This window comes from Pseudomonas sp. NPDC088429, assembly GCF_044753305.1.
Lineage (GTDB): Bacteria > Pseudomonadota > Gammaproteobacteria > Pseudomonadales > Pseudomonadaceae > Aquipseudomonas > Aquipseudomonas rustica.
Window position 1 is genome coordinate 1 of the sequence record NZ_JBIVMX010000022.1, and the last position, 25,005, is coordinate 25,005.

23 protein-coding genes are annotated in these 25,005 nt (G+C 60.4%); 11 read left to right on the plus strand and 12 right to left on the minus strand.

Annotated elements, in window-relative coordinates:
• From ACIP66_RS13575 to fdhA, 6 genes are all read left to right on the plus strand, one after another.
• On the plus strand, positions 1-456 hold a 456-nt coding region (locus tag ACIP66_RS13575; protein WP_400648712.1), incomplete at its 5' end, for an FAD-dependent oxidoreductase.
• Positions 457-470: 14 nt separating this feature from the next.
• Entirely contained in the window at positions 471-800 is a 330-nt protein-coding gene (locus ACIP66_RS13580; protein ID WP_016986286.1) for a sarcosine oxidase subunit delta, read from the plus strand.
• Positions 797-3,814 (plus strand): sarcosine oxidase subunit alpha, encoded by a 3,018-nt coding sequence (locus ACIP66_RS13585; RefSeq protein ID WP_159814738.1) that lies wholly within the window; start codon positions 797-799, stop codon positions 3,812-3,814. Before ACIP66_RS13580 ends, ACIP66_RS13585 begins: the two co-directional genes overlap by 4 nt.
• A 132-nt stretch (positions 3,815-3,946) precedes the next feature.
• Positions 3,947-4,579 carry a sarcosine oxidase subunit gamma gene (locus ACIP66_RS13590; RefSeq protein WP_400648714.1) on the plus strand — a complete coding sequence of 211 codons (633 nt, stop codon included), beginning with the start codon at positions 3,947-3,949 and terminating at the stop codon, positions 4,577-4,579.
• A 217-nt stretch (positions 4,580-4,796) separates the two neighbouring features.
• Positions 4,797-5,654, plus strand: coding sequence for a formyltetrahydrofolate deformylase (gene purU / locus ACIP66_RS13595; RefSeq protein ID WP_008086918.1), 858 nt, complete (start codon positions 4,797-4,799; stop codon positions 5,652-5,654).
• 153 nt (positions 5,655-5,807) lie between these two features.
• Positions 5,808-7,007, plus strand: coding sequence for a formaldehyde dehydrogenase, glutathione-independent (fdhA, locus tag ACIP66_RS13600; protein WP_008086916.1), 1,200 nt, complete (start codon positions 5,808-5,810; stop codon positions 7,005-7,007).
• A gap of 120 nt (positions 7,008-7,127) precedes the next feature.
• Here fdhA and ACIP66_RS13605 read toward each other — a convergent pair whose 3' ends face one another.
• Positions 7,128-7,802: an anti-sigma factor domain-containing protein gene (locus tag ACIP66_RS13605; RefSeq protein ID WP_400648716.1), complete on the minus strand. Its 675-nt coding sequence runs from the start codon at positions 7,800-7,802 to the stop codon at positions 7,128-7,130.
• Complete coding sequence (locus ACIP66_RS13610) at positions 7,799-8,434, minus strand: sigma-70 family RNA polymerase sigma factor (protein ID WP_400648717.1); 636 nt, start codon at positions 8,432-8,434, stop codon at positions 7,799-7,801. The genes ACIP66_RS13605 and ACIP66_RS13610 overlap by 4 nt, the downstream gene beginning before the upstream one ends.
• Before the next feature lie 148 nt (positions 8,435-8,582).
• Between ACIP66_RS13610 and ACIP66_RS13615 the strand changes: the two genes are divergently transcribed.
• On the plus strand, positions 8,583-9,140 hold the full coding sequence (locus ACIP66_RS13615) for a DUF2780 domain-containing protein (RefSeq protein WP_053124529.1): 558 nt from the start codon (positions 8,583-8,585) through the stop codon (positions 9,138-9,140).
• A 1-nt stretch (position 9,141) separates the two neighbouring features.
• Here the strand turns inward: ACIP66_RS13615 and ACIP66_RS13620 are convergent, their stop codons facing one another.
• Positions 9,142-10,029, minus strand: a complete 888-nt coding sequence (locus tag ACIP66_RS13620) for an acyltransferase (RefSeq protein ID WP_400648718.1) — start codon at positions 10,027-10,029, stop codon at positions 9,142-9,144.
• Positions 10,030-10,285: 256 nt separating this feature from the next.
• On the opposite strand from ACIP66_RS13620, the gene ACIP66_RS13625 reads away from it, so the two are divergent.
• The 3 genes from ACIP66_RS13625 (at position 10,286) to creC (ending at position 12,960) form a co-directional block, all read left to right on the plus strand.
• Positions 10,286-10,789 carry an ATP-dependent zinc protease gene (locus tag ACIP66_RS13625; protein ID WP_053124525.1) on the plus strand — a complete coding sequence of 168 codons (504 nt, stop codon included), beginning with the start codon at positions 10,286-10,288 and terminating at the stop codon, positions 10,787-10,789.
• A gap of 72 nt (positions 10,790-10,861) precedes the next feature.
• Entirely contained in the window at positions 10,862-11,542 is a 681-nt protein-coding gene (gene creB, locus ACIP66_RS13630) for a two-component system response regulator CreB (protein WP_400648720.1), read from the plus strand.
• Positions 11,542-12,960: a two-component system sensor histidine kinase CreC gene (gene creC, locus ACIP66_RS13635; RefSeq protein WP_400648721.1), complete on the plus strand. Its 1,419-nt coding sequence runs from the start codon at positions 11,542-11,544 to the stop codon at positions 12,958-12,960. Before creB ends, creC begins: the two co-directional genes overlap by 1 nt.
• Positions 12,961-12,963: 3 nt before the next feature.
• On the opposite strand, the gene ACIP66_RS13640 is transcribed toward creC, so the two are convergent.
• Positions 12,964-13,974, minus strand: a complete 1,011-nt coding sequence (locus tag ACIP66_RS13640) for an acyltransferase family protein (RefSeq protein ID WP_400648722.1) — start codon at positions 13,972-13,974, stop codon at positions 12,964-12,966.
• Between the two features lie 168 nt (positions 13,975-14,142).
• Between ACIP66_RS13640 and creD the strand changes: the two genes are divergently transcribed.
• On the plus strand, positions 14,143-15,510 hold the full coding sequence (creD, locus tag ACIP66_RS13645) for a cell envelope integrity protein CreD (RefSeq protein WP_400648723.1): 1,368 nt from the start codon (positions 14,143-14,145) through the stop codon (positions 15,508-15,510).
• A 181-nt stretch (positions 15,511-15,691) separates the two neighbouring features.
• Here the strand turns inward: creD and ACIP66_RS13650 are convergent, their stop codons facing one another.
• The 8 genes from ACIP66_RS13650 to ACIP66_RS13685 form a co-directional block, all read right to left on the minus strand.
• Positions 15,692-16,321, minus strand: coding sequence for a glutathione S-transferase (locus tag ACIP66_RS13650; protein ID WP_212545021.1), 630 nt, complete (start codon positions 16,319-16,321; stop codon positions 15,692-15,694).
• A 176-nt stretch (positions 16,322-16,497) separates the two neighbouring features.
• The gene (locus ACIP66_RS13655; RefSeq protein WP_159815411.1) at positions 16,498-16,677 is read right to left on the minus strand and encodes a hypothetical protein; all 180 of its coding nucleotides are present in this window, start codon (positions 16,675-16,677) and stop codon (positions 16,498-16,500) included.
• Positions 16,674-17,804: a PepSY-associated TM helix domain-containing protein gene (locus tag ACIP66_RS13660; protein ID WP_400648724.1), complete on the minus strand. Its 1,131-nt coding sequence runs from the start codon at positions 17,802-17,804 to the stop codon at positions 16,674-16,676. The genes ACIP66_RS13655 and ACIP66_RS13660 overlap by 4 nt, the downstream gene beginning before the upstream one ends.
• Before the next feature lie 74 nt (positions 17,805-17,878).
• Positions 17,879-20,317 (minus strand): TonB-dependent siderophore receptor, encoded by a 2,439-nt coding sequence (locus ACIP66_RS13665; protein WP_400648725.1) that lies wholly within the window; start codon positions 20,315-20,317, stop codon positions 17,879-17,881.
• A 208-nt stretch (positions 20,318-20,525) separates the two neighbouring features.
• A complete protein-coding gene (locus ACIP66_RS13670) occupies positions 20,526-21,500 on the minus strand; it encodes a FecR domain-containing protein (protein WP_400648727.1) in 975 nt (324 codons plus the stop codon).
• The gene (locus ACIP66_RS13675; RefSeq protein ID WP_400648776.1) at positions 21,497-21,973 is read right to left on the minus strand and encodes an RNA polymerase sigma factor; all 477 of its coding nucleotides are present in this window, start codon (positions 21,971-21,973) and stop codon (positions 21,497-21,499) included. Before ACIP66_RS13675 ends, ACIP66_RS13670 begins: the two co-directional genes overlap by 4 nt.
• Positions 21,974-22,305: 332 nt before the next feature.
• A complete protein-coding gene (locus ACIP66_RS13680) occupies positions 22,306-23,013 on the minus strand; it encodes a PolC-type DNA polymerase III (protein WP_400648729.1) in 708 nt (235 codons plus the stop codon).
• Positions 23,010-24,944, minus strand: coding sequence for a DUF294 nucleotidyltransferase-like domain-containing protein (locus tag ACIP66_RS13685; protein WP_400648731.1), 1,935 nt, complete (start codon positions 24,942-24,944; stop codon positions 23,010-23,012). The genes ACIP66_RS13680 and ACIP66_RS13685 overlap by 4 nt, the downstream gene beginning before the upstream one ends.
• Positions 24,945-25,005 lie beyond the last annotated feature (61 nt).

The following is a 25,005-nucleotide window of genomic DNA, read 5'->3' on the forward strand; positions in this document are numbered from 1 at the left end:
CCGACCAAGCCGATTATCGACAGCGTGATCAAGTCCAACCCCGTGCACGGTAACATCAGCCAGTCCGACAAGGGCGACCTGGTGATCGGCGCCGGTATCGACGGCTACAACGGCTACGGCCAGCGCGGTTCGTACCCGGTGATCGAGCACACCATTCAGGCCATCGTCGAGATGTTCCCGGTGTTGTCCCGCGTACGCATGAACCGGCAGTGGGGCGGCATCGTCGACACCACGCCAGATGCGTGCCCGATCATTTCGAAAACCCCGGTACCGAACATGTTCTTCAACTGCGGTTGGGGCACCGGTGGCTTCAAGGCCACACCTGGCTCGGGCAACGTGTTTGCCGCGAGTCTGGCCAAGGGTGAAATGCACCCGTTGGCCGCACCGTTTTCCATCGACCGTTTCCACAACGGCGCACTCATCGACGAACACGGCGCTGCTGCCGTCGCCCACTAACAGGAGAAATCCCCATGTTGCATATCTTCTGTCCTCACTGCGGCGAACTGCGCTCCGAAGAGGAATTCCACGCATCCGGTCAGGCGCACATTCCGCGCCCGCTCGATCCAGGCGCCTGCACCGACGAGGAGTGGGGTGACTACATGTTCTTCCGCGACAACCCGCGCGGTCTGCACCACGAACTGTGGGATCACGTCGCCGGTTGCCGTCAGTACTTCAACGTCACCCGCGACACCGTGACCTACGAGATTCTCGAAACCTACAAGATCGGCACCAAGCCGCAATTCACCGACAAGGCTGATACGGCGAAAACAGCCACGACGGCGCTGGGAGAGAAGGTATGAGCCAGACCAATCGCCTGTCCAACGGTGGACGGATCGACCGCAACAAAGTGCTGAGCTTCACCTTCAACGGTCAGAGCTACAAAGGCTTCGAGGGTGACTCGCTAGCCGCCGCGCTGATCGCCAACGGCGTCGACATCATTGGCCGCAGTTTCAAGTATTCGCGTCCTCGCGGCATCTTTGCTGCCGGTGCCGAAGAACCGAACGCGGTGCTGCAGATCGGCGCGACCGAAGCTACGCAGATCCCCAACGTGCGCGCCACGCAACAGGCGCTGTATCAAGGTCTGGTCGCGACCAGCACCAACGGCTGGCCGAGCGTCAACAATGACATGATGGGCATTCTCGGCAAGGTCGGCGGCAAGCTGATGCCGCCGGGTTTCTACTACAAAACCTTCATGTACCCGCAATCGTTCTGGATGACCTACGAGAAGTACATTCGCAAGGCTGCCGGTCTTGGCCGCTCGCCGACCGAAGTCGATCCGGACACCTACGACTACATGAACCAGCATTGCGACGTGCTGATCGTCGGCGCTGGCCCTGCCGGTCTCGCCGCTGCCTTGGCCGCTGCGCGCAGCGGTGCCCGAGTGATTCTGGCCGATGAGCAGGAGGAGTTCGGTGGCAGTCTGCTCGACTCGCGTGAAAGCCTCGACGGCAAACCGGCGATGGAATGGGTCGCCAGCGTCATCACTGAACTGAAGAACACCCCGGACGTGCTGCTGTTGCCGCGCGCCACGGTCAACGGTTACCACGACCACAACTTCCTGACCATTCACGAACGCCTTACCGATCACCTCGGTGACCGCGCGCCGATCGGTCAGGTGCGTCAGCGTATTCACCGCGTTCGCGCCAAGCGTGTCGTGCTGGCGACCGGTGCCTGCGAGCGTCCGCTGGTTTACGGCAACAACGATGTGCCGGGCAACATGCTTGCCGGTGCGGTGTCGACTTACGTACGCCGTTATGGCGTGGCACCGGGCAAGAAACTGGTGCTGTCGACCAACAACGATCACGCTTATCGCGTTGCTTTGGATTGGCTCGATGCCAGTCTGCAAGTGGTCGCCATCGCCGATGCGCGCAGCAATCCGCGTGGTGCATTGGTGGAAGAAGCACGCGCCAAAGGCATTCGGATTCTCACTGGCAGCGCCGTGATTGAAGCCCGTGGCAGCAAGCGTGTTACCGCTGCTCGTGTTGCCGCGATTGATGTCAAAGCCCACGCCGTGACCAGTCCGGGCGAATGGCTTGATTGCGATGTGGTTGCCAGTTCCGGCGGTTACAGCCCGGTTGTTCACTTGGCTTCGCACCTCGGTGGCAAGCCGACCTGGCGTGAAGACATCCTCGGTTTCGTACCGGGCGAAGCGCCGCAGAAGCGTGTGTGCGTCGGTGGCATCAACGGTGTTTACGGTCTCGGCGATTCGCTGGCTGACGGTTTTGAAGGTGGCGTGCGCGCTGCCAGTGAAGCCGGTTTCGCTGCGGTCGAAGGCACCTTGCCGAAAGCCCTCAGCCGTCATGAAGAACCGACGCTGGCGCTGTTTCAGGTGCCGCATGAAAAGAACACCGCACGGGCGCCGAAGCAATTCGTCGACCTGCAGAACGACGTCACCGCTGCAGCGATTGAGCTGGCAACTCGCGAAGGTTTCGAGTCGGTCGAGCACGTCAAACGCTACACCGCGCTGGGCTTCGGCACCGATCAGGGCAAGCTCGGCAACGTCAACGGTCTGGCCATCGCCGCCCGTTCGCTGAACGTGACCATCCCGCAGATGGGCACCACGATGTTCCGCCCGAACTACACGCCGGTGACTTTCGGCGCCGTGGCCGGTCGTCACTGTGGGCACATCTTCGAGCCGGTGCGTCACACCGCGCTGCATGCCTGGCATGTGAAGAACGGCGCAGAGTTTGAAGACGTCGGTCAGTGGAAACGCCCATGGTACTTCCCGAAAAACGGTGAAGACCTGCACACCGCCGTGAAGCGCGAATGCAAAGCCGTGCGCGACAGCGTCGGCCTGCTCGACGCCTCGACCCTCGGCAAGATCGACATTCAAGGCCCGGATGCCCGCGAGTTTCTTAACCGCGTGTACACCAACGCCTGGACCAAACTCGACGTGGGCAAGGCTCGCTACGGTCTGATGTGCAAAGAAGACGGCATGGTCTTCGACGACGGTGTCACGGCGTGTCTGGCCGACAACCATTTCGTCATGACCACCACCACCGGCGGCGCGGCTCGCGTGCTGCAATGGCTGGAGCTGTACCACCAGACCGAATGGCCGGACATGAAGGTCTACTTCACGTCCGTCACCGACCACTGGGCGACCATGACCCTGTCCGGGCCGAACAGCCGCCAGCTGCTCAGCGCCGTGACTGACATTGATCTGAGCAACGAAGCGTTCCCGTTCATGACCTGGAAGGAAGGTCTGGTCGGCGGCGTGCCGGCGCGGGTGTTCCGCATTTCGTTCACCGGTGAGCTGTCGTACGAAGTCAACGTGCAGGCCGACTATGCGATGGGCGTGCTGGAGAAAATCGTCGAGGCCGGCAAGCAGTACAACCTGACCCCGTACGGCACTGAAACCATGCACGTTCTGCGTGCCGAGAAGGGTTTCATCATCGTTGGCCAGGACACTGACGGCTCGATGACTCCGGACGATCTGAACATGGGCTGGTGTGTCGGTCGCACCAAACCGTTCTCGTGGATCGGCCAGCGTGGCATGAACCGTGAAGACTGCGTGAAGGATCAGCGTAAGCAACTGGTCGGTCTGAAGCCGATCGATCCGAACGTGTGGCTGCCGGAAGGTGCGCAGTTGGTGTTCAACACCAAGCAGGCGATCCCGATGACCATGGTTGGCCACGTGACCTCCAGTTACGCGCACAACTCCCTCGGTTATTCGTTTGCCATGGGTGTGGTCAAGGGCGGTCTGAAGCGCCTCGGTGAGCGGGTGTTTGCGCCGCTGGCCGATGGCAGCGTGATCGAGGCGGAAATCGTTTCTTCGGTGTTCTTCGATCCGAAGGGGGATCGCCAGAACATCTGACACTGATCGTTCCCACGCTCTGCGTGGGAATGCATCCCGGGACGCTCTGCGTCCCAAGAGCGGACGCAGAGCGTCCATGGCGGCATTCCCACGCAGAGCGTGGGAACGATCAAGAATTCAGGAAGGTGCTTTATGACCACAGCCAACGTGTACCAACAACGCCCAACCACCGGGGCCAAGGCCGAGTCGTCGCTGCACCATGCCGACCTCGCCAGCCTGGTCGGCAAGGGTCGCAAGAACGCCGGCGTGATCGTGCGGGAAAAGAAACTCCTCGGTCACCTGACCATCCGTGGCGATGGCCACGATGCGGCGTTCGCCGCCGGTGTCCATAAAGCGCTGGGCATCGAACTGCCCGGCGCGCTGAGCGTCATCGTCAAAGGTGAAACCAGCCTGCAATGGATGGGCCCGGACGAGTGGCTGCTGATCGTGCCTAGCGGTGAAGAGTTCGCCGCCGAACAGAATCTGCGTGAAGCGCTGGGCGATCTGCACGTTGCGATCGTCAACGTCAGCGGCGGCCAGCAAGTGCTCGAACTGAGCGGGCCGAACGTGCGTCAGGTGCTGATGAAGTCGACCAGTTATGACGTGCACCCGAATAACTTCCCGGTGGGTAAAGCGGTGGGCACGGTGTTCGCCAAGTCGCAGCTGATGATTCGGCATACGGCTGAGGACACTTGGGAATTGCTGATTCGTCGCAGTTTTTCGGATTACTGGTGGTTGTGGTTGCAGGATGCTTCGGCTGAGTACGGGTTGAGCGTTCAGGCCTGATAGATCAAGAGCCACCCCCTCACCCCAGCCCTCTCCCCCAGGGGGGAGAGGGGGAAAGGGAGCCGATCTCGGGTGTTTTTGCGATCTGCAGTTACCTTCATATTTTCAGGTTGGCGTAGCTCGAAAGAACACCTCGGTCAGTCCCCTCTCCCTCTGGGAGAGGGCTAGGGTGAGGGAAAAACCTGACACCCCGCACAAGAACAGGAGTCACCGCACCATGAGCCGCGCCCCAGACACATGGATTCTGACCGCCGACTGCCCCAGCGTCCTCGGCACCGTGGACGCGGTCACGCGTTTTCTGTTCGAGCAGGGTTGCTACGTCACCGAGCACCATTCGTTCGATGACCGCCTCTCCGGGCGTTTTTTCATCCGCGTGGAATTCCGTCAGCCCGACGGTTTCGACGAGCAATCCTTCCGCGCAGGCCTCGCCGAACGCGGCCAGGCCTTCGGCATGATCTTCGAACTGACCGCGCCGAACTACCGGCCAAAAGTGGTGATCATGGTTTCCAAGGCCGATCACTGCCTTAACGACTTGCTCTACCGCCAGCGCATCGGCCAGTTGTCGATGGACGTCGCGGCGGTGGTTTCCAATCACCCTGACCTCAAGCCGCTGGCCGACTGGCACCAGATTCCCTACTACCATTTCCCCCTCGACCCCAACGACAAGCCGTCGCAGGAGCGTCAGGTGTGGCAGGTGATCGAAGAATCCGGCGCCGAACTGGTGATCCTCGCCCGCTACATGCAGGTGCTGTCGCCGGAGTTGTGCCGCAAGCTCGATGGTAAAGCGATCAATATTCATCACTCGCTGCTGCCGGGTTTCAAGGGCGCCAAGCCGTATCACCAGGCTTATAACAAGGGCGTGAAACTGGTGGGCGCGACGGCGCATTACATCAATAACGATCTGGATGAAGGGCCGATCATTGCCCAGGGTGTCGAGGCGGTGGATCACAGTCATTACCCTGAGGATCTGATCGCCAAGGGGCGCGATATTGAAGGCCTGACACTGGCGCGGGCAGTGGGGTATCACATTGAGCGGAGGGTGTTCCTTAACGCCAATCGCACGGTTGTTCTTTAAATCGCTAAAAGATCGCAGCCTTCGGCAGCTCCTACAGGAGGGTGCGATTCATGTAGGAGCTGCCGAAGGCTGCGATCTTTTGATTTACCGAGCACTTAACGCGCTGCCTGCCTGGGCAACGCGGTTCCATAAAAACAACAGCGAGGTGAAAGCATGTCTGGCAATCGTGGTGTGGTGTATCTCGGCGCTGGCAAGGTCGAAGTACAGAAAATCGACTATCCGAAAATGCAGGACCCGCGCGGTCGCAAGATCGAGCACGGGGTCATTCTAAAAGTGGTTTCCACCAACATCTGCGGCTCCGACCAACACATGGTGCGCGGCCGTACCACGGCGCAGACCGGTCTGGTGCTGGGCCACGAGATTACTGGCGAGGTGATCGAAAAAGGCTCCGACGTCGAAAACCTGAAAATCGGTGATCTGGTCTCCGTACCGTTCAACGTTGCCTGCGGGCGCTGCCGTTCCTGCAAAGAGCAACACACCGGCGTCTGCCTGACCGTCAACCCGGCCCGTGCCGGCGGCGCTTACGGTTACGTCGACATGGGCGACTGGACCGGCGGCCAGGCCGAATACGTGCTGGTGCCATACGCCGACTTCAACCTGCTGAAACTGCCGGATCGCGACAAGGCCATGGAGAAAATCCGCGACCTGACCTGCCTCTCCGACATTCTCCCGACCGGTTATCACGGCGCCGTTACTGCCGGCGTTGGTCCGGGCAGCACCGTTTACATCGCTGGCGCTGGCCCGGTCGGTCTGGCCGCTGCCGCTTCTGCACGTCTGCTCGGTGCTGCGGTGGTGATCATCGGCGACGTCAACACCATCCGTTTGGCCCACGCCAAGGCGCAAGGTTTTGAAATCGTCGACCTGTCGAAAGACGCGCCGCTGCACGAACAAATCGCCGCGCTGCTCGGCGAGCCGGAAGTCGACTGCGCGGTGGACTGCGTCGGCTTCGAAGCACGCGGTCACGGCCACGACGGCGCGAAATCGGAAGCCCCGGCCACCGTGCTCAACTCGCTGATGGGCGTGGTGCGCGTAGCCGGCAAAATCGGTATCCCGGGCCTGTACGTGACCGAAGATCCGGGTGCCGTCGACGCCGCCGCGAAAATGGGCAGCCTGAGCATCCGCTTCGGTCTGGGCTGGGCCAAGTCGCACAGCTTCCACACCGGGCAAACCCCAGTGATGAAGTACAACCGCCAACTGATGCAGGCGATCATGTGGGATCGCATCAACATTGCCGAAGTGGTGGGTGTGCAGGTGATCAGTCTGGATCAGGCGCCGGAAGGGTACGGCGAGTTCGATGCGGGCGTGCCGAAGAAGTTTGTGATTGATCCGCATAAGTTGTTCAGTGCGGCGTAAGTAAAAAAGGGCGACTTTCGGGTCGCCTTTTTTTTAGATCAAAAGATCGCAGTCTTCGGCAGCTCCTACACGGATCAATGTAGGAGCTGCCGAAGGCTGCGATCTTTTGATCTTAAGCAATCAGAGAGCCGCCAAGGCCCCTTGATACAACACCGGCCCAGTCGGCTGCCCGGTCGGCGAACCACCCTTAGGCTCCAGACTCACCGCCAACGCAATCGGCTGCCCAATCAACCCCCGCTGCGCCTCGCTCAACTCAACCTTGCCTTTACCCCCCGCCGGAATCATCCCCAGCGAAATCGGCTTGCCATCCGCCGGAATCGCCCACAGTTCCAGACTGCGATCCGCATCAACCGCCGCCAGCGTCAGCGGCTCGACCTGCAGATAATCTTCATGCGCCTCGACCTTCAGCGCCGGTTGCGCACTGGCCGTCAACAGCGTCGCGGTGTACCGAGCATCATCACGGTTGTACAGCGAACCGAGGAACACCAGCACAACAATTGAACAGACCGCCGCCATAACGCGAAGCCAGTTCCAGAACGGACGCTTCTCGGGCACATGCAGCTCTTGCGGTTCGATGCGCGCGGTAATGCCTTGCCACACGCGATCGGGCACCGGATGTTCCGGCAGGGATTCGGTAAGGCTCACCAGCGTTTCCTGCCATTGCGCGACTTCCGCTCGCAACGCCGCGTCGTCCAGCAGCAGCTGCTCAAAGCGTAGCCGCGCAGGCGCTGACATCAGACCAATCGCGTAATCGGCTGCGAGCACGCGGCGCAGGGCAGGGGTCTGGTAGTTCATGATTCAAGGCACCGGCGCAGGCGTTCCATGCCTCGGCGGATCCACGACTTCACCGAGCCCAGCGGCGCGGCCAAATGTTCGGCGAGTTCCGAGCAGGACAAACCCTGAAAGTAGGCGACGGTGATCGATTGGCGCTGCATGCCTTCGAGGGTTTCCAGGCAACGGTTGAGTGCGTGAGCCTCACGGGCGCTGCTCAATTGATCGTGGGCCGAGGGGCTTTCGTCCTGCAGGGCGTCCTGTTCGAGGTCGGTCAGCGGCCGGTCGCGGTGTTTGCGCAACTGGTCGATGGCCTGATTGCGGGTGATGTTGATCATCCAGGTCATCGGCGCCGAGAGATGCGATTCGTAGCGCGAGGCGTTGTTCCAGATCCGTACGAAGGCTTCCTGCAACACTTCTTCGGCCAGATCCGCGCGACCCATGAAACGCAGGGCCACGCCGTGCAGGCGCGGGCCGACGCTGCGGTACAAGGTTTCGAAGGCGCGCCGATCACCCAGTGAACACTGGGCCAACAGCTGCCTTAGCTGATCGGTCTCGGCGGCGGAAATAACGACTCTCCAGGCAATGGATGGGCGACGAGGGCTAGACTCGGGCTGTTCACAGGCTAGTTCAGCGACAGCGGTTGTGCCATTCATCGCGACAATTCCAGGGTTTCACGATTCATATACGTGAGACGGGGGAAAATGGATGCTCTGCACCGGAACATGCCGGCGTATCCTCGGTCAAACCGGCAGTTTCGCTGCCCATTGACGGGTAGTTTTCACAGCGCAAGAGGATGTCTGAATGAAGATTTCACGCGGTTTTGCCTTGGCATCACTCATGACCCTGGCGGCGAGCCCGGCGTTTGCCGGTTTCAGTCTGGACGACGTCACCAAGGCCGCTGCCAGCATGCAGGGCGGCAACGCTGCCACTGCCGCAGCGCCGACCTCGGAAACGGCCGGTTTGCTGCAAGCCGTCACCGGTCTGGGGGTTACGCCACAACAAGCCGTCGGCGGCACCAGCGCCATGTTGGGTCTGGCCAAGAACCAATTGAGCAGCACTGATTATTCGCAGTTGGCCAAAGAAGTGCCGGGCATCGACAAGCTGTCGGGCGGTAGCGGCAACCTGGCGGCGTTGAGCGGGTTGCTGGGTCAGTCCGGCAAATCCGCCGGTCTGGAAAATGCCTTGGGTAACGTCAAGGACACCAATGACCTGAACAACGCCTTTGGTGCGTTGGGCATGGACAGCGGCATGGTCGGCCAGTTTGCCCCGGTGCTGCTCAAGTACCTGGGTGACCAAGGCGTCGGCGGTTCGCTGCTGACCAGCCTGGGCAGCATCTGGGGCGTCGGCGCCGGTAGCTGAGTCAGCGCCGCTCGTCGCGCAGTTCGGCGATGCGCTGATCCTTCTCGTTCCAGAGCTGGTTGACCCAGCTCTGGACGGTCTGGCGAAACGCTGGATCGTTTTCGTAATCGCCCTGCCACAGCGCCGGGTCGAGTTCGCGGGTCTTGATGTCGATGATGACTCTCGGCACGTTGCCGCTGATCAAATCCCAGAATCCTGGAATCCGTGCCTGTGGATAAACCACCGTCACGTCGAGGATCGCATCCAGCTGTTCACCCATCGCCGCCAACACAAACGCCACGCCGCCGGCCTTGGGCTTGAGCAAGTGGTTGAACGGTGATTGCTGTTCGGTACTTTTCGCCGCCGTGTAGCGCGTGCCTTCCAGATAATTCACCACCGTCACCGGCTGGCGCTTGAACAGCTCGCAGGCCTGTCTGGTGATTTCCAGATCCTTGCCCGCCAATTCCGGATTCTTCGCCAGAAAGGCTTTGGTGTAGCGTTTCATGAACGGGTAATCCAGCGCCCACCACGCCAGCCCCAGAAACGGTACCCAGATCAGTTCTTTCTTGAGGAAGAATTTGAAAAACGGCGTGCGTCGGTTCAGCGTCTGGATCAGCGCCGGAATGTCGACCCACGATTGGTGGTTGCTGATCACCAGATACGACGTGTCGCCGCGCAGGCCTTCGCCGCCGCGAATGTCCCATTGGGTGGGAATGCACAGGCGGAAAATCAGCTTGTCGATTTCGGCCCAGGTCTCGGCAATCCACATTACCGCCCCCGACGCGTAGTCGCGCCAGCGGCCCGGCGCGACCAGTTTTAGCAGGGCAAACACCAGCAACGGCCCGATCAGGATCAGGGTGTTGAGCAACAGCAGCAGGGTGACGAAACAGCCGGTGAGCAGGCGGCGCATAAGCAACTCTATGACGTGGGTTGGGCGCGTCATGATAAGCAGCTTCGCGCGGCAGGCCAAATCGGCGCTGACGAATGTTTCACTTTATTCGCGTTAACCTGATCGTTCCCACGCTCTGCGTGGTAACGCCGCCCGGGACGCTCCGCGTCCCTGTGACGCAGAGCGTCACTGGATGCATGCCCACGCAGAGCGTGGGAACGATCAAGCGCGCAACGGTCTAAAATCCCGTTGTCCAACTCCCCAAGGAAGCCCTTACGTGAAATCCCTCCTTGCACTGTTTGCCCTCGTCGCCCTGCCGGTCATGGCCGCCGAGCCGACCCTGTACGGCCGCTACGAATACATCGCGCTGCCGGAAATCGGCGGTGAAGTGCTCAAGGCCAAGATGGACACCGGCGCGCTGACCGCCTCGCTGTCGGCCAAGGACATCGAGACCTTCACCCGCGACGGCGAAGACTGGGTGCGTTTCCGCCTCGGCACCAAAGACGCCAGCAACAAAGTCTACGAACACAAAGTCGCGCGGATCAGCAAGATCAAGAGCCGTTCGGATGAAGAGGACGAGGGTGAAAGCACCGAAGTCGCCAAACGCCCGGTGGTCGATCTGGAGCTGTGCCTGGGCGACGTCAAGCGTACCGTTGAGGTCAACCTGACCGACCGCAGCAACTTCAATTACCCGTTGCTGATCGGTGCCAAAGCCTTGCGTGAATTTGGCGCTGCGGTAAACCCGGCACGGCGCTTCACCGCTGACAAACCTGACTGCTGAGCCAAGTGGTCTCATTGACGTGACGTCAGGCTTGGGGCACCGTTCGCGCACTCAACCACGGGCTCGGACGCCATGCCTCATATCCTGATTGTCGAAGACGAAGCGGCGATTGCCGACACGCTGATTTTCGCCCTGCAAGGCGAGGGCTTCGCCACCACGTGGCTGAGCCTTGGCGCGGCGGCGCTGGAACATCAGCGGCAGACGCCGGCCGATCTGATCATCCTCGACATCGGCCTGCCGGACATCAGCGGCTTCGAAACCTGCAAACAGCTGCGACGTTTCAGCGAAGTGCCGGTGCTGTTCCTCAGCGCTCGCGATGCCGAGATTGATCGCGTGGTCGGGCTGGAGATCGGCGCCGACGACTATGTGGTCAAGCCGTTCAGTCCGCGAGAAGTCGCGGCGCGGGTCAAAGCGATCCTCAAACGCATGGCGCCGCGTCCGCCGATTGAAGCCACTTCGGCACTGTTTCGTATCGACCCCGAACGCGTACAAATCATCTATCGCGGCCAGACGTTAAGCCTGACCCGCCACGAATTCCGTCTGCTGCAATGCCTGCTCGAACAACCCGAACGGGTGTTCAGCCGCGAGCAATTGCTCGATGCGCTGGGCGTCGCGGCCGATGCCGGTTACGAACGCAGCATCGACAGCCATATCAAAAGCGTGCGCGCCAAACTGCGGCTGGTGCGCGCCGAAGCCGAACCGATCCAGACCCATCGCGGCCTCGGTTACAGCTACAGCCCGGGGCACAGCTGATGTCATTGGGGCTGCGGATTTTTCTGGTGTACGTGCTGTTTATCGGCCTGACCGGTTATTTCGTGCTCAACACGGTGATGGAAGAAATTCGCCCCGGCGTGCGCCAGTCCACCGAAGAAACCCTCGTTGATACCGCGAATTTGATGGCGGAAATACTTCGTGACGATTTCAAGGCCGGCACCCTCAGCGAAAATCGTTGGCCCCAATTGCTCCGCGCTTATGGTGATCGCCAGCCGCAAGCGACGATCTGGGGCTTGCCGAAAAATCAGGTCAATCACCGTATCTATGTGACCGACGCCAAAGGCATCGTTGTACTCGATTCCAGCGGCGTTGCGGTGGGTCAGGATTACTCGCGCTGGAACGACGTCTACCTGACTTTGCGCGGTGAATACGGCGCACGTTCGACCCGCAGCGATCCGAACGACGCGAGCTCGTCGGTGATGCATGTCGGCGCGCCGATCCGCGATAACGGCAAAATCATCGGCGTGGTCACCGTGGCCAAACCCAACAGCTCATTGCAGCCTTACGTCGATCGCACCGAGCGACGTTTGCTGTTTTACGGCGCCGGTTTGATCGGCCTCGGCCTGTTGTTTGGCGCGTTGCTGTCGTGGTGGCTGAGTCGTGCGCTGCATCGCTTGACCGGTTATGCCCAAGCCGTCAGCGAAGGCCGTCGCGTGGAAGTGCCGCACTATCGCGGTGGCGAACTGGAGCAGCTCGCCACCGCCGTGGAACAGATGCGCACGCAACTGGAAGGCAAGGCCTACGTCGAGCGTTACGTGCATACGTTGACCCATGAACTGAAAAGTCCGCTGGCGGCGATTCGTGGCGCGGCGGAATTGCTGCAAGGCGACATGCCGCCGATTCAGCGCCTGCGTTTTGTCGGCAACATCGACAGCGAAAGTGCGCGGATGCAGCAGTTGATCGAGCGGCTGTTGAACTTGGCGCAGGTCGAACAACGGCAAGGGCTGGAAGAGCGGGTCGCGGTGCCGTTGGCGGTGTTGGTGGATGAGTTGTTGCAGGCGCAGACCGCGCGAATTGAAGGCAAGCAGTTGCGAATCGAGCAGACGATTACGGCGGATCTGCTGCTGATGGGCGAGCCGTTTCTGTTGCGTCAGGCGCTGGGTAATCTGTTGGAGAATGCGCTGGATTTCACCCCGAAGCAGGGGACGTTGCGCTTTAATGCGGTACGACGCGATGAGCAGATCGAGCTGAGCCTGTTCAATGAAACAGCGCCAATTCCTGATTACGCCTTGCCACGTTTGACCGAGCGATTCTATTCCCTGCCGCGCCCGGACAGCGGGCGTAAAAGCACCGGTTTGGGGCTTAACTTCGTGGAGGAAGTGGCCAAACTGCATGGCGGCCGTCTGGCCATCCGCAATGTGCAAGGCGGTGTGCTAGTGATGCTGAGCCTGCCCTGAGGCTCAGGATGGAGTCGTAGCCTGTACCGCGCGCTCGTGTTTCTTGCGATGCACAAACCGCAGGGCCGGTTGCTCGACCAGACGCCACGAAATGATCGCCAGAACAACCACGATCAGTGCGGACACCAGCATCGACGGGAAAAAGCCCAGCGATGTCTTGTTGATCACCAACTGCTGCACCGGGAAGGCATAGAGATAAGTGCCGTAGGAAATGTCGAAACGCCCGCGAATACTTTTGTCGACATACAGCAGGCCGATGCTCAGGGTTGCGAGGCAGAAGCCCAGAGTTGCCAGCACCCCGGCAAGCGCGGTGCCAATGCTGACCAGCACCAGCGCGACCCCCACCAGTAGCGTCAGCGCCAGCACGCGTTTGTCGCCAAAGTGCTGCTTGTGCATGGCAATTACCGAACCTGCAAAGAAGGCGATCCCAGCGGCGCTATAAACCGCGAGTTTCTGCGCCAGTGCGCCCTGTGCGTAATTGCCCAAAACATACGTGGCCAAACCGAATGCGGCCAGTAATACCCAGGGCATCAAGGCCCGGCGATAGATAAGCAGTGCGACCGCCAGCAACAGATAGAAGCCGAACTCGATCTTCAGCGTCCACAAACTGCCATTGAAAGACTCATTGAAAATGAAGCCATCGGTAATCGGCTCGATGTTCGCTCGACCGAAAACCGAAATCCGCAGGAAATCGACCAGCGCACTTGAGCTGCTCACATAACCTTCGGCAAATAGCGCCCCGCCGATGTAGGTCATGACAAACGCGCAGAGGATCAACGCGGGAAAGATGCGCGCGACACGCTTGCTGAGGTAATCACCGAAGCTGCGCGAGCTGATGTAACTCTGAGTGATCAGCAGACCCGATATTGAAAAGAACGCGATCACCGCGATGCCGCCCAGCGAGTTGAAACCGGCAATGCCCGGCTCCTGCAGGCCCGACAGCGCAAAGTGGTGGCTGAACAGCACGAGGAACGCGGCGATATGCCTGATCAAATCGAATGAGTTGTTGCGCAACGTGATGATCCTTTGTCTGAAAATTGCTCCGCTGAGCCGAGCTGACCTTGGCCGCGTTTGCGGGAAGAAGCGTTTTACAGGTATTTCCACACAATTCCCACACACCCTCCATCACAAAACCACAGAGCGCTTTCAGACTCGCTTCCATTCCAACGAGGGAGCGTCCTTATGAACCGAAGCCTGACCATCAAACTCGGCGCCATCGCGCTGCTGATCCTGCTATTGCTGATCCCGCTGTTGATGATCGATGGCGTCATCGACGAGCGCCAACAGCTGCGCGACGGCGTGCTCGAAGACATCGCCCGCAGTTCCAGTTACAGCCAGCAGGTCAGCGGCCCGGTGATGGTGGTGCCGTATCGCAAAGTGGTGCGCACCTGGAAAACCAACGAAAAAACCAATAAGCGTTACCAGGAAATCGGCGAAGAGCGCGGGCGTTTGTATTTCCTGCCCGAGCGTTTTGAGCTCGACGGCCAAGTGCAAACTGAACTGCGTAAACGCGGGATCTACGAGGCGCGACTGTTCCATGCCGACAACCGTATCAATGGCCATTTCTCACTGCCGGCGCAGTTGGGCATCAAGGAAGATTTCGCGGACTACCAGTTTGACGCGCCGTTTCTCGCCGTCGGCATCAGCGACATTCGCGGCATCGAAAACGCGTTGAAACTGGAGCTTGATGGTCAGCGTCTGGACTTTGTTCCGGGCACGGAAGTGGCCTGGCTCGGTGAGGGGGTGCGGGTCACGCTGCCGACGCTGGATACCAGCAAAACCACCGAGCTGGCGTTCGCCTTCGATCTGCAACTGCAGGGCACCGGTTCGTTGCGCGTGCTGCCGGTGGGCAAGACCAGCAGTGTCAGCCTCGGCGCGAATTGGCCGCATCCGAGCTTCATCGGTAACTTCCTGCCGGCCAAACGCGAGATCAACGATCAGGGTTTCAAGGCCGATTGGCAGACCTCGTTTTTCTCCACCAACCTGCAGGAAGCAATGCATCGCTGTGTGATGGGCGATTGCGAGGCGTTCAACAGCCGCAGCTTTGGCGTGAGTTTTATCGACCCGGTGGATCAGTACCTGAAGAGTGACCGAGCGATCAAATATGCGTTGCTGTTTATCGTCCTGACGTTCGCCGGTTTCTTTCTCTTCGAAGTACTGAAAAGTCTCGCGGTGCACCCGGTGCAATACGCGTTGGTCGGTGTCGCGTTGGCGTTTTTCTATCTGTTGCTGCTGTCGTTGTCGGAGCACATCGGTTTTGCCCTGGCGTATCTGCTGTCGGCCAGTGCTTGTGTGTTGTTGATCGGCTTTTACGTCTGCCACGTGCTGCGCAGCGTGCGCCATGGCTTGAGTTTTTCGGCGGGGTTGGCGGCGTTGTATGGACTGCTTTATGGGCTGTTGAGCGCGGAGGATTACGCGTTGTTGATGGGCTCGTTGCTGCTGTTCGGCTTGCTCGGCGTGTTTATGGTGCTGACGCGCAAACTGGATTGGTACGGGATCGGGCAGAAGCCGGCCAAACCGTTGGAGTTTGATATCGGGGTGGTGGAATGAGCCGGTCGCTGGGGTTGCGCGAGGATCAGCGTTGGAAGGATGGGTTGGTGACGCGGATTATCGGCTATTTGCCTGTGGAAGCGAGTTGCCGCCATCGCGAGCAGGCTCACTCCTACAGGGAAATGCGGTCAACTGTAGGAGTGAGCCTGCTCGCGAAGAGGCCGGAGCAGGCACCCAAAAACTAAGGCTTGGGCATCGTCGCAATCATGGACGGTCGCTGACTCACTTCAAAAAACCAGTTAGCCAGTTGCGGATTAGCCTCGCGCCAGCCCAGGTCGGGGAAGCGCAGATCCAGGTAACCCAGCGCACTGGCCACGCTGATCGCGGCCACATCGAAGTGGCTGGTCAGCTCGGCAATCGCATCGTGCTCCAACAGATTCAGCGCACGACGGATCTTCTCGCGTTGCGCCTCGAGCCATTCATCCCAGTGTTTTTCCGGGGCGCGCAGGACTTGTTCGTAACGCACCATCACCGAGGCGTCCATGATCCCGTCGGCCAGCGAGGCGAGGGTCAGACGGCGCCAGCGGGCCGAGCCTTCGCGCGGGATCAGCGGGTTGCCGACGTGCTGGTGGTCGAGGTATTCGAGGATCACGCGGCTGTCATGGATGACCGTGCCGTCGGCCAGGCGCAGGGCCGGGATCTTGCCCAGCGGGTTGTCGGCATTGAGCTCGGCGCTCGGGCTGACCGGGGAGAGCACGCAGTCTTGCAGGGCAACGCGATCCTGCTGACCGGTTTCGTGGAGCAGCACCATCACTTTGCGCACGAACGGGGAGAGGGTGTTGTGGTACAGGGTCATGCTGGGGGCGGACATTGGCAGGGTCTCGATCAGAATGGTGAACGGGCAGCATAGCCTGTCAGGATGCGAGCTCAAGCCTTGCGCTGAAGCAAATGTAGGAGTGAGCCTGCTCGCGATAGCGGTGGTTCAGTCAACGTTGATGTTGAATGTGATTGCGCTATCGCGAGCAGGCTCACTCCTACAGTGGTTTCTCAGCTTCGCAGCAGTAATCCTTTTAGGGCCAGGAAGGCCGGCACACCCAACCCCACCCAGCTCAGGGCATCCCAGATCCCGTCCCCCAGCAACGCCGCAAACAGTCCCGCCGCACTCAGAAGACCAATCACCAACGGCGTGCTGAAGACTTTCCAGAAATTCGACTGACGCGGCTTCATACCGTCGCCTCCGTCGTTTCCAGCACAGGCTTGGCCGCCTTGCGCCGCACCACCCACAGGTACACGCCGCTGCCGAGAACGATGATGGTCAGCACATCGAGCGTGGCCCAAAGGATCTTCATCGGCATGCCGCCGTAATCACCAAAGTGCAGCGGTTGCGACATGCCCATCGCGTCCATGTACCACGGCCGTTCCGCCACCGCGGTGACCTTCAGCGTGGTGGCGTCGATCAGCACCGGCGTCAGCAGATGCGACGTCAGGTGCGTGCCACCCTTCATGAACACCGAGTAATGGTGTTCGCTGGAGAAGCGCGTGCCGGGGAAGGCAATGAAATCCGGTTTCATACCCGGCGCAGCTTCGCCGGCAATGTCGAGCAAACGCGTGGCGGGCGCCAGTTGTGTCAGCGGTGGCGCGTCGCGGTAGGGTTCGATCAACGCGGTCAGGGCCTCGTTGCGCCATGCGGCGATCAGCAGATCGGCGCAGGCACTGATCACGCCAGTCACGCCGACGACCAAGGCCCAGGTCAGCGTCACCACGCCAATCAGGTTATGCAGGTCGAGCCAGCGCAGCCGCGTGGATTTGTCCTGACGCACCGTGCCGAACTTCAGCCGGCGCATGAACGGCAGGTACAACACCGTGCCCGAAACAATCGCCATGACAAACAATAAACCCATAAACGCCAGCAGCAATTTGCCCGGCAACCCGGCAAACATGTCGACGTGCAGGCGCAGGATAAACAGCATCAAACCGCCGTTGGCCGAAGGGGTTTCCAGTGCTTCACCGGTGCGCGCATCGAGCATGAAGGTGTGCGAGGAGTTCGGTTCGGTGCCGGCGGTTTTCGCCATGATCGCAAACGCAGCGTTTGGCTCTTCGTCGTCGTAACCGAAGTACTGCATGACCTCGCCCGGCCGATGTTTCTGCGCGGCATCCACCAGTTGTTGCAGGTTGAGTTGCGGCGTGTCGGCCGGCATCTCTCGCAACTCGGGGGCATTGCCCAGCAGATGATCGATTTCATGGCTGAAAATCAACGGCAAACCGGTCAATGCCAGCATCAGCAAAAACACGGTGCAGATCAGGCTGGTCCAGGTGTGGATAAACGACCAGCGACGAATTGTTTTACTTTTCATTTCATGACCTTCAAAAACACCAAAGCCGTCCACGAGGGACGGCCTGGTAACAGGGCCTGTTTCAGCTCAGTCGCTTACCACTTGTAAGTGGCGCTGGCGACGACGCTGCGTTGATCGCCGTAGTAGCAATAGAAACCGTCGCAGGTGGAAATGTAGTCCTTGTCGAACAGGTTGGTCGCATTCAGTGCCAGCGACGCGCCTTTGAGGCTGTTGTCGAGACGGCCGAGGTCGTAATGCACGCTCGCGTCGAACACGGTATAGGCATCCGCCTTGCCCAGCCAAGTGTTGCCTTTGTCGCCGTAGGTGTTGCCGGTGTAACGCACGCCAGCACCCACGCCGAAACCGTCGAGCACGCCGGTGTGCCAGGTGTAGTCAGTCCACAGCGAGGCTTGCTGGTTCGGCATCAGTTGCAGGCGGTTGCCCTTGTCGACGCCTTTCTGCACTTCGGACTTGGCCAGGGTGTAGGCGGCGATGACCTTGAGGTTATCGGTCACGTCCGAAACGGCTTCCAGTTCCAGGCCTTTGACTTTCACTTCGCCGGTCTGGCTGGTGATGTTCACGTTGTTGACGATGCTGTTGACCGAAACGTTCTTCTGGGTCAGGTCATACACCGCCGCGCTGAGCAGGGTTTTGCTGCCCGGTGGTTGGTACTTGATGCCCAGTTCCCACTGCTTGCCTTCGGTTGGCTTGAGCGAATCGGTGGCCGTGGCGTCGGCGCCGCTGGTTGGCTGGAAGGATTCGGCGTACGACAGATACGGTACGAAGCCCGAATCGAAGACATAGCTGATCGCTGCGTTGCCGCTGAACGCCTTGTCCCGCTGGGTGTTGGTGGCGTCACCCTTGTTGAAGAACTTGGTGCTGGTGTGCACCCAGTCTTCGCGACCGCCCAAGGTCAGACGCCATTGATCGAGCGCCATCTGATCCTGCACGTAGAGACCGGTCTGGTAGGTCTTCTGGTCGTAATCATAAAAAGCGCTGGAGCGCGCTGGACGCACGATCGGCTGGCCGTAGATCGGGTTGTTGACGTTGATGTCCGTCGCGCCGCCGAAGATCGACGTGTAATTGTCGTTGCTGCGTTGATGATCGAGACCGAGCAACAGGGTGTGGCGGATATCACCGGTGGCGAAGTCAGCCTGGAAGTTGTTGTCCACGGCAAACTGGCTGATGTCTTCGTCAACGTTGGTGGTGCCGCGACCGACATTACCCTGATCGTCAACGGTGAAACCGGCGAAATTCGTGTTGTAGCTGTTCACGGTGACGGTCTGGAACGAAAGATCCGACTTGGTGTAACGCAGGTTTTGTTTGAACTGCCAGACATCGTTCAGGCGATGTTCGAAGGCATAACCGAGCGCGTAGTAGGTGCGGTCGTAGAAGTCGTAGTCTGGATCACCGAGGTTCTTGTGGTGGGAGATCTTGCCGAACGGCATATCGATCTTGGTGCCTTGAATCGGATAGAACTGGCTGGTGACACCGGTATCGTCGCGGGTGAATTGCGTGAGCAGGGTCAGCTTGGTGTCGTCGTCGATATTCCAGGTCAGGCTCGGCGCGATGTTGTAGCGCTTGTTTTCGATGTGGTCGATCTGCGTGTCGCTGTCGCGCACGACGCCGCTGATGCCGTACAGGAACTGACCGGCCTCATCGATCTTGCCGGTGCTGGCGAAGTTGATCTGGCGATGGTTGTCGCTGCCGTATTGCAGCTGAATTTCGCTGCTGGCTTCGGCACTTGGACGGCGGCTGACCATGTCGAGCAGACCACCCGGCGGGGTCTGGCCGTAAACTGAAGACGCCGGGCCGCGCAGCAGGGCGAGGCGGTCGAGGTTCCAGGTTTCCTGTTTCGGGTTGGCGTAGATGCCACGCGGCAGCGGCAGGCCGTCGAGGAACTGCGTCGGTTCGAAACCGCGCACGCGCAGCCAGTCAGCGCGGGTGTCGCTGCCATAACTGCTGGCGGTGATGCCTGGCATGTAGCGCACGGCGTCGTCGAGGCTGTGCACGCTGCGGTCGTCCATTTGCTGACGGGTCGCCACCGAGATCGAGCGCGGTGCTTCAACCAGCGCGGTGTCGGTCTTGGTGCCGGCGGCGGTGCGGGTGGCGGTGTAGCCTTCGACCGGGCTCCACGCGGTTTCCAGATTCTCCACGCCGATGATCGCGGTTTCCGGCAGGGCCATCACGCCTTCAGGTACGGCGACCAGGCTGTAGGTGCCGGAAGTGCTTTGTTCCAGTTGCAGACCGGTGCCGCTCAAGGCTGCACGCAGCGCGCCGGCCGCGTCGTACTGGCCTTTGACCGGCGCCGAAGTCTTGCCCGCTGCCAGCGACGGGTTCAGCGACAGCGCGAGGCCGCCCTGGCTGGCGATCTGGTTCAGGGTGGTCGACAGAGGCGCCGCCGGCAGGTTGTAAGCGCGAACGCTGGACGCTTGTTCAGCGGCGAGCAACGGGCTGCTGATCAGCGGGGTGCTGAGAGCAATGGCGACGGCCAGCAGACTGGGGCGCAACAAGGTGTCTAGCGAACGGGACATACGGCGGCTCCTGAATGGAAATATTTCTCAATTGCCTGCTTGCCGGATGAAAATCAAAAAGTGATAGGGCTGGATGAAAATAATTTCGATTTGCGGGAAATAGCGTTGTGGCGGATGACGCCATCGCGAGCAGGCTCACTCCTACAGGGGAACGCATTTCAACTGTAGGAGTGAGCCTGCTCGCGATAGCCATAGCTCGGGCACCACATCACTCAGGCTTGGAATCTGCCTTCGCGACCGTCACCCAATAAGGCGTGTGCTGCTCAATCTGCACCGGCAAGGTTGGTAGCAGCGCGCTCAAGGCCTTATCGGTGTCATGCAGCGGAAAGCTGCCAGTAATGCGCAAATCCGCCACTTCCGGCGCCACACCCAGATACCCGCGACGATAACGCCCAAGCTCATGCACCAGATCGCCCAGCCGTGCGTTGTCAACCACCAACATGCCGCGCGTCCAGGCATCGGCGCCGGGGTTGAGGGCGACGATTGCGTCGAGCCCATCACTGCGCATAAATACCTGCTGGCCTTCGTGGAGGATTTGCTCCTGAGGGTTCGATTGCGGATGCGCCGCGACAGCCGACTGCAACACGCTCAGACGCGTGCCTTCGTCTTCTCGCTTGACCAAAAACCGCGTGCCCAACGCGCGCATGCTGCCTTCACGGGTTTCGACGATGAAGGGCCGCGCATCGCCGTGACCGGTTTCCACGAGGATTTCGCCTTCCTGCAGAACGATCAGTCGGCGCTTGTCATCGAATCGCACGTCCACCGCACTGTGGGTATTGAGGTTGAGCACGGTGCCATCGGACAGCCGCACGATGCGCTGTTCACCGGTGGCGGTGCGCTGATCGGCGAGCCAGTAATCCAGCGGCAGATAACGTTCGCCAGCAAACAGCGCCACGCCGACGACCACCACAACGCTCGCCAGACCACTGCCCAATTTGCGCACACGGCGGCGAATACCTTCCCGTGATTGCAGCAAGGCGCTGCGGGCCGGGCCTTTGGCCACGCTGAAGCGCTGATCAAGCATGCCCAACTGGCGCCAGGCCCGGGCGTGTTCTTCATTGGCCGCGTGCCATTTGGCGAATTCTTCGCGCTCCAGCGGACTGCTGGAGTCGAGGGTCAACTGCCAGGCAATCGCCGCGTCCAGCACGTGGGCCTGAACCGGTCTGGAACTGGCCGGGCTCACGTCGGCTCACCGTACAGGGCGATGTAGCACTGACGGATGCCTTGCGCGAGGTACTGGCGCACACGCGGCACCGAAACGCCGAGCTTCTCGGCAATCTCGGCGTGGCCGAGGCCGTCGAGGCGGTTATAAAGGAAGGCAGCGCGAGCCCTGGTCGACAGTTTGCCGAGCAAGCGGTCGATGGCTTTGAGGTCTTCGAGGATCAGTTGCTGTTCTTCCACCGACGGTTGTTCGCCTTCGGGGATCAGCATCAATTCGGTGAGGTAAGCCTGTTCCAGCGCGGCGCGGCGGAAGTAATCGAACAGCAGGCCTTTGGCAATCGCCACCAGAAAGGCGCGCGGTTCGCGGGGTGTCAGCAACTCATCACGACCGAGCAGGCGTACGAAGGTGTCCTGACTCAGATCTTCGGCCCGTTGCGGGCATGCCACATTGCGCCGCAGCCACGTCAATAGCCAACCGCGATGGTCGCGATACATCGCACCAACGAGTTCACTGTGAGGGCTTTGGGCTGCAGGCACCGAATATCACCGATTGGGAAGTATTAACTAACGCGAATTGTTCGCGATTCTCGCAGAGGTGGGAATGGTTAGCAATTGGCCACTGGTCGGGTTGGTTTTTGAAGGGTTGCCCTCACCCTAACCCTCTCCCGGGGGGAGAGGGGACTGATTGGGGGATATTGACGCAATACGCCGACGTGAACGATGTCTGCTGAATCCATAATCGACTGGATCCTTCAGGTCGATGCAAAGCTTCGAACACCTCGGTCGGCCCCCTCTCCCTCCGGGAGAGGGCTGGGGTGAGGGTGCTTTTAAAACGATGGAGCTTGCTGGCGACGCTTCCACTGGCTCAACCGCTGCTGCAAATTCAACGGACTATGAATCTGCTGCCCCCGCGCCCGGCTAAACAGAATCAACGCCAACTCCGCCGTGGCCAACGCATCGGCGCTCGCGTTATGCCGTTCAAACACCTCCAGCCGAAACCACTCGATCCACTCATCCAGCCCCGCCTCGCGGATCTGCGCTTGCGGACACACCAGCGGCGCAATATCGGCGACATCCAGAAACACCTGCTGCAACTTGTGCCCCAGATGCTCCTTCACCGCACGCCCGAGCATGTGCTGATCAAACGGCGCATGAAACGCCAGCACCGGGCTGTCGCCCATAAACTCCAGCAATTCCAGCAACGCCTCGGCCGGCTCGCTGCCAGCGGCAATCGCATTCGGCCCCAACCCATGAATCAACACACTGGGGCTGAGCTTCAACTCCCGGCACTGCAAGGTGCGTTCGAACTGCTGACTGAAGTCGATCGCGCCGTCCTCGATCACCACCGCACCAATCGACAACACGCGATCCTTGTTCAGATTGAGCCCGGTGGTTTCCAGATCCAGCACCACCCAGCGTTGTTCGCGCAGGGTGCATTCGCGCAGTTCAGTGATCGCCGGCAGCTTCGCCAGTCGCTGCTGAAAATCCACCGGCACCACCGGGCTCGCCGGGCGCAGCCACGAAAACAGACTCATAGCTGATACCGCAACGTCAGGCTGCTTTGCAGGCGCTGCGCCTGACGCAGGGATTCGCGGAGGATGCGCCGGTCGAGATGATTGAGGCTGTCGGGATCGACGCGGTTGGAGTACGGCAGATTCTCGCGCGTCTGCAACTGATGCTGTTGCATGCGCGTTTGCTGAATGAAGTGATACGCCTCTTCGTACGCCGCGCCGTCCAGCCGTTCGATCACTTCTTTATCGACCAACTGACGGAAGCGCTCGAGGGTGTTGTTGGCGTCGATGCCGTTGGCCAACGCCAGCAAGCGTGCGCCATCCACGAACGGCGTCAGGCCTTGAACCTTGAGATCCAGCGTGGCTTTCTCGCCGTTCTTGCGCGCCAACACGAACTCACGGAAACGCCCCACCGGCGGACGATTGCGCAGGGCGTTCTCGGCCATCATGCGCTGAAACAAACGGTTGTCACCGACCTGATCAAGAATGCCTCGACGCAGTTGTTCGCAGCTTGTTTCATCGCCCCAGACCACGCGCAGATCGAAATAAATACTCGACCCCAACAGGTTCTCCGGCGTCGCCTCGCGAATAAACGCCGCAAAGCGCCGCGCCCATTCCGCCCGCGACAAACACAGCTCGGGGTTGCCGGCCATGATGTTGCCTTTGCACAGGGTGAAGCCGCATTGCGCCAGGCTCTGGTTGATCTGCTGCGCAATCGGCAGCAGTTTGCCGCGAATCTCTGCGGCGTGCGCAGCATCGCGAGCGTCGAACAAAATGCCGTTGTCCTGATCGGTGTGCAGCGTTTGCTCGCGGCGGCCTTCGCTGCCGAAACACAGCCAACTGAAGGGCACGCCGGGGTCGCCTTTTTCGGCGAGGGTCAGCTCGATCACCCGGCATACGGTGTGGTCGTTGAGCAGGGTGATGATGTGGGTGATCTGCGTCGACGAGGCGCCGTGGGCGAGCATGCGTTCGACCAGTTGGCCGATTTCGCCGCGCAGGGTCACCAGTTGTTCGACGCGTTGCGCGCTGCGAATCGTCCGCGCCAGATGCACCAGATCGACCCGTTGCAGAGAAAACAGATCGCGCTCGGAAACCACGCCGCACAAGCGCTGATCCTTGACCAGACAAACGTGGGCGATGTGCCGTTCGGTCATGGCAATCGCCGCATCGAACGCACTGTGATCCGGCGAGAGATAGAAGGGCGCGCGGGTCATGTGGCGCTCGATGGCATCGCTGAAATCACCGACGCTTTCGGCCACGACATGGCGCAAGTCGCGCAGGGTGAAAATCCCCAGCGGTGCCTTGTTTTCGTCTACGGCGACGATGCTACCGACCTGTTGCTCGTGCATCAGCTTCACCGCTTCGCGCAGCGGCGTGTCCGGGCTGCACGTCACCGGGTGACGCATCGCCAGTTCGCCCAGTCGGGTGTTCAGCGAGTACTGCGTGCCGAGGGTTTCCACGGCTTTTTGCTGCACTTGCTGATTGACCTGATCGAGCAGGCTGCTGACCCCGCGCAAGGCGAAATCACGGAAGGCGTTGGAGAGGGCGAACAGTTTGATGAACGCCAGTTTGTTCAGTTGCAGGCAGAAGGTATCTTCGCCGGCCAAATGCTCGGTGCGGGTCGCGCGTTCGCCGAGCAGGGCGGCCAGCGGAAAACACTCGCCGGTGGTGATTTCAAACGTGGTCTCGGTGCCGGGTTTGGTGATGTGCTGGCGTTCGCCGACCACCCGGCCCTGTTTGACGATATAGAAGTGTTCGACCGGGCCGTCAGTGGGTTTGATGATGCTCTCGCCCTGAGCGTAAAACCGCAGCTGACATTGCTCCACCAGATAAGCGAGGTGGGCGTGTTCCATCTGATTGAAGGGCGGGAAGCGCTGGAGGAATTGCAGGGTGCCCTGAATGTTCTGCAATACCGCGGTTTTCCCTGCCTGGGTGAAGGCGTCCGCTTTACTCATAACCATTACCGCAGTCTTTTTCGAATTGTTGTTGTCGGATCGTTATGGCCATGGTCGACCC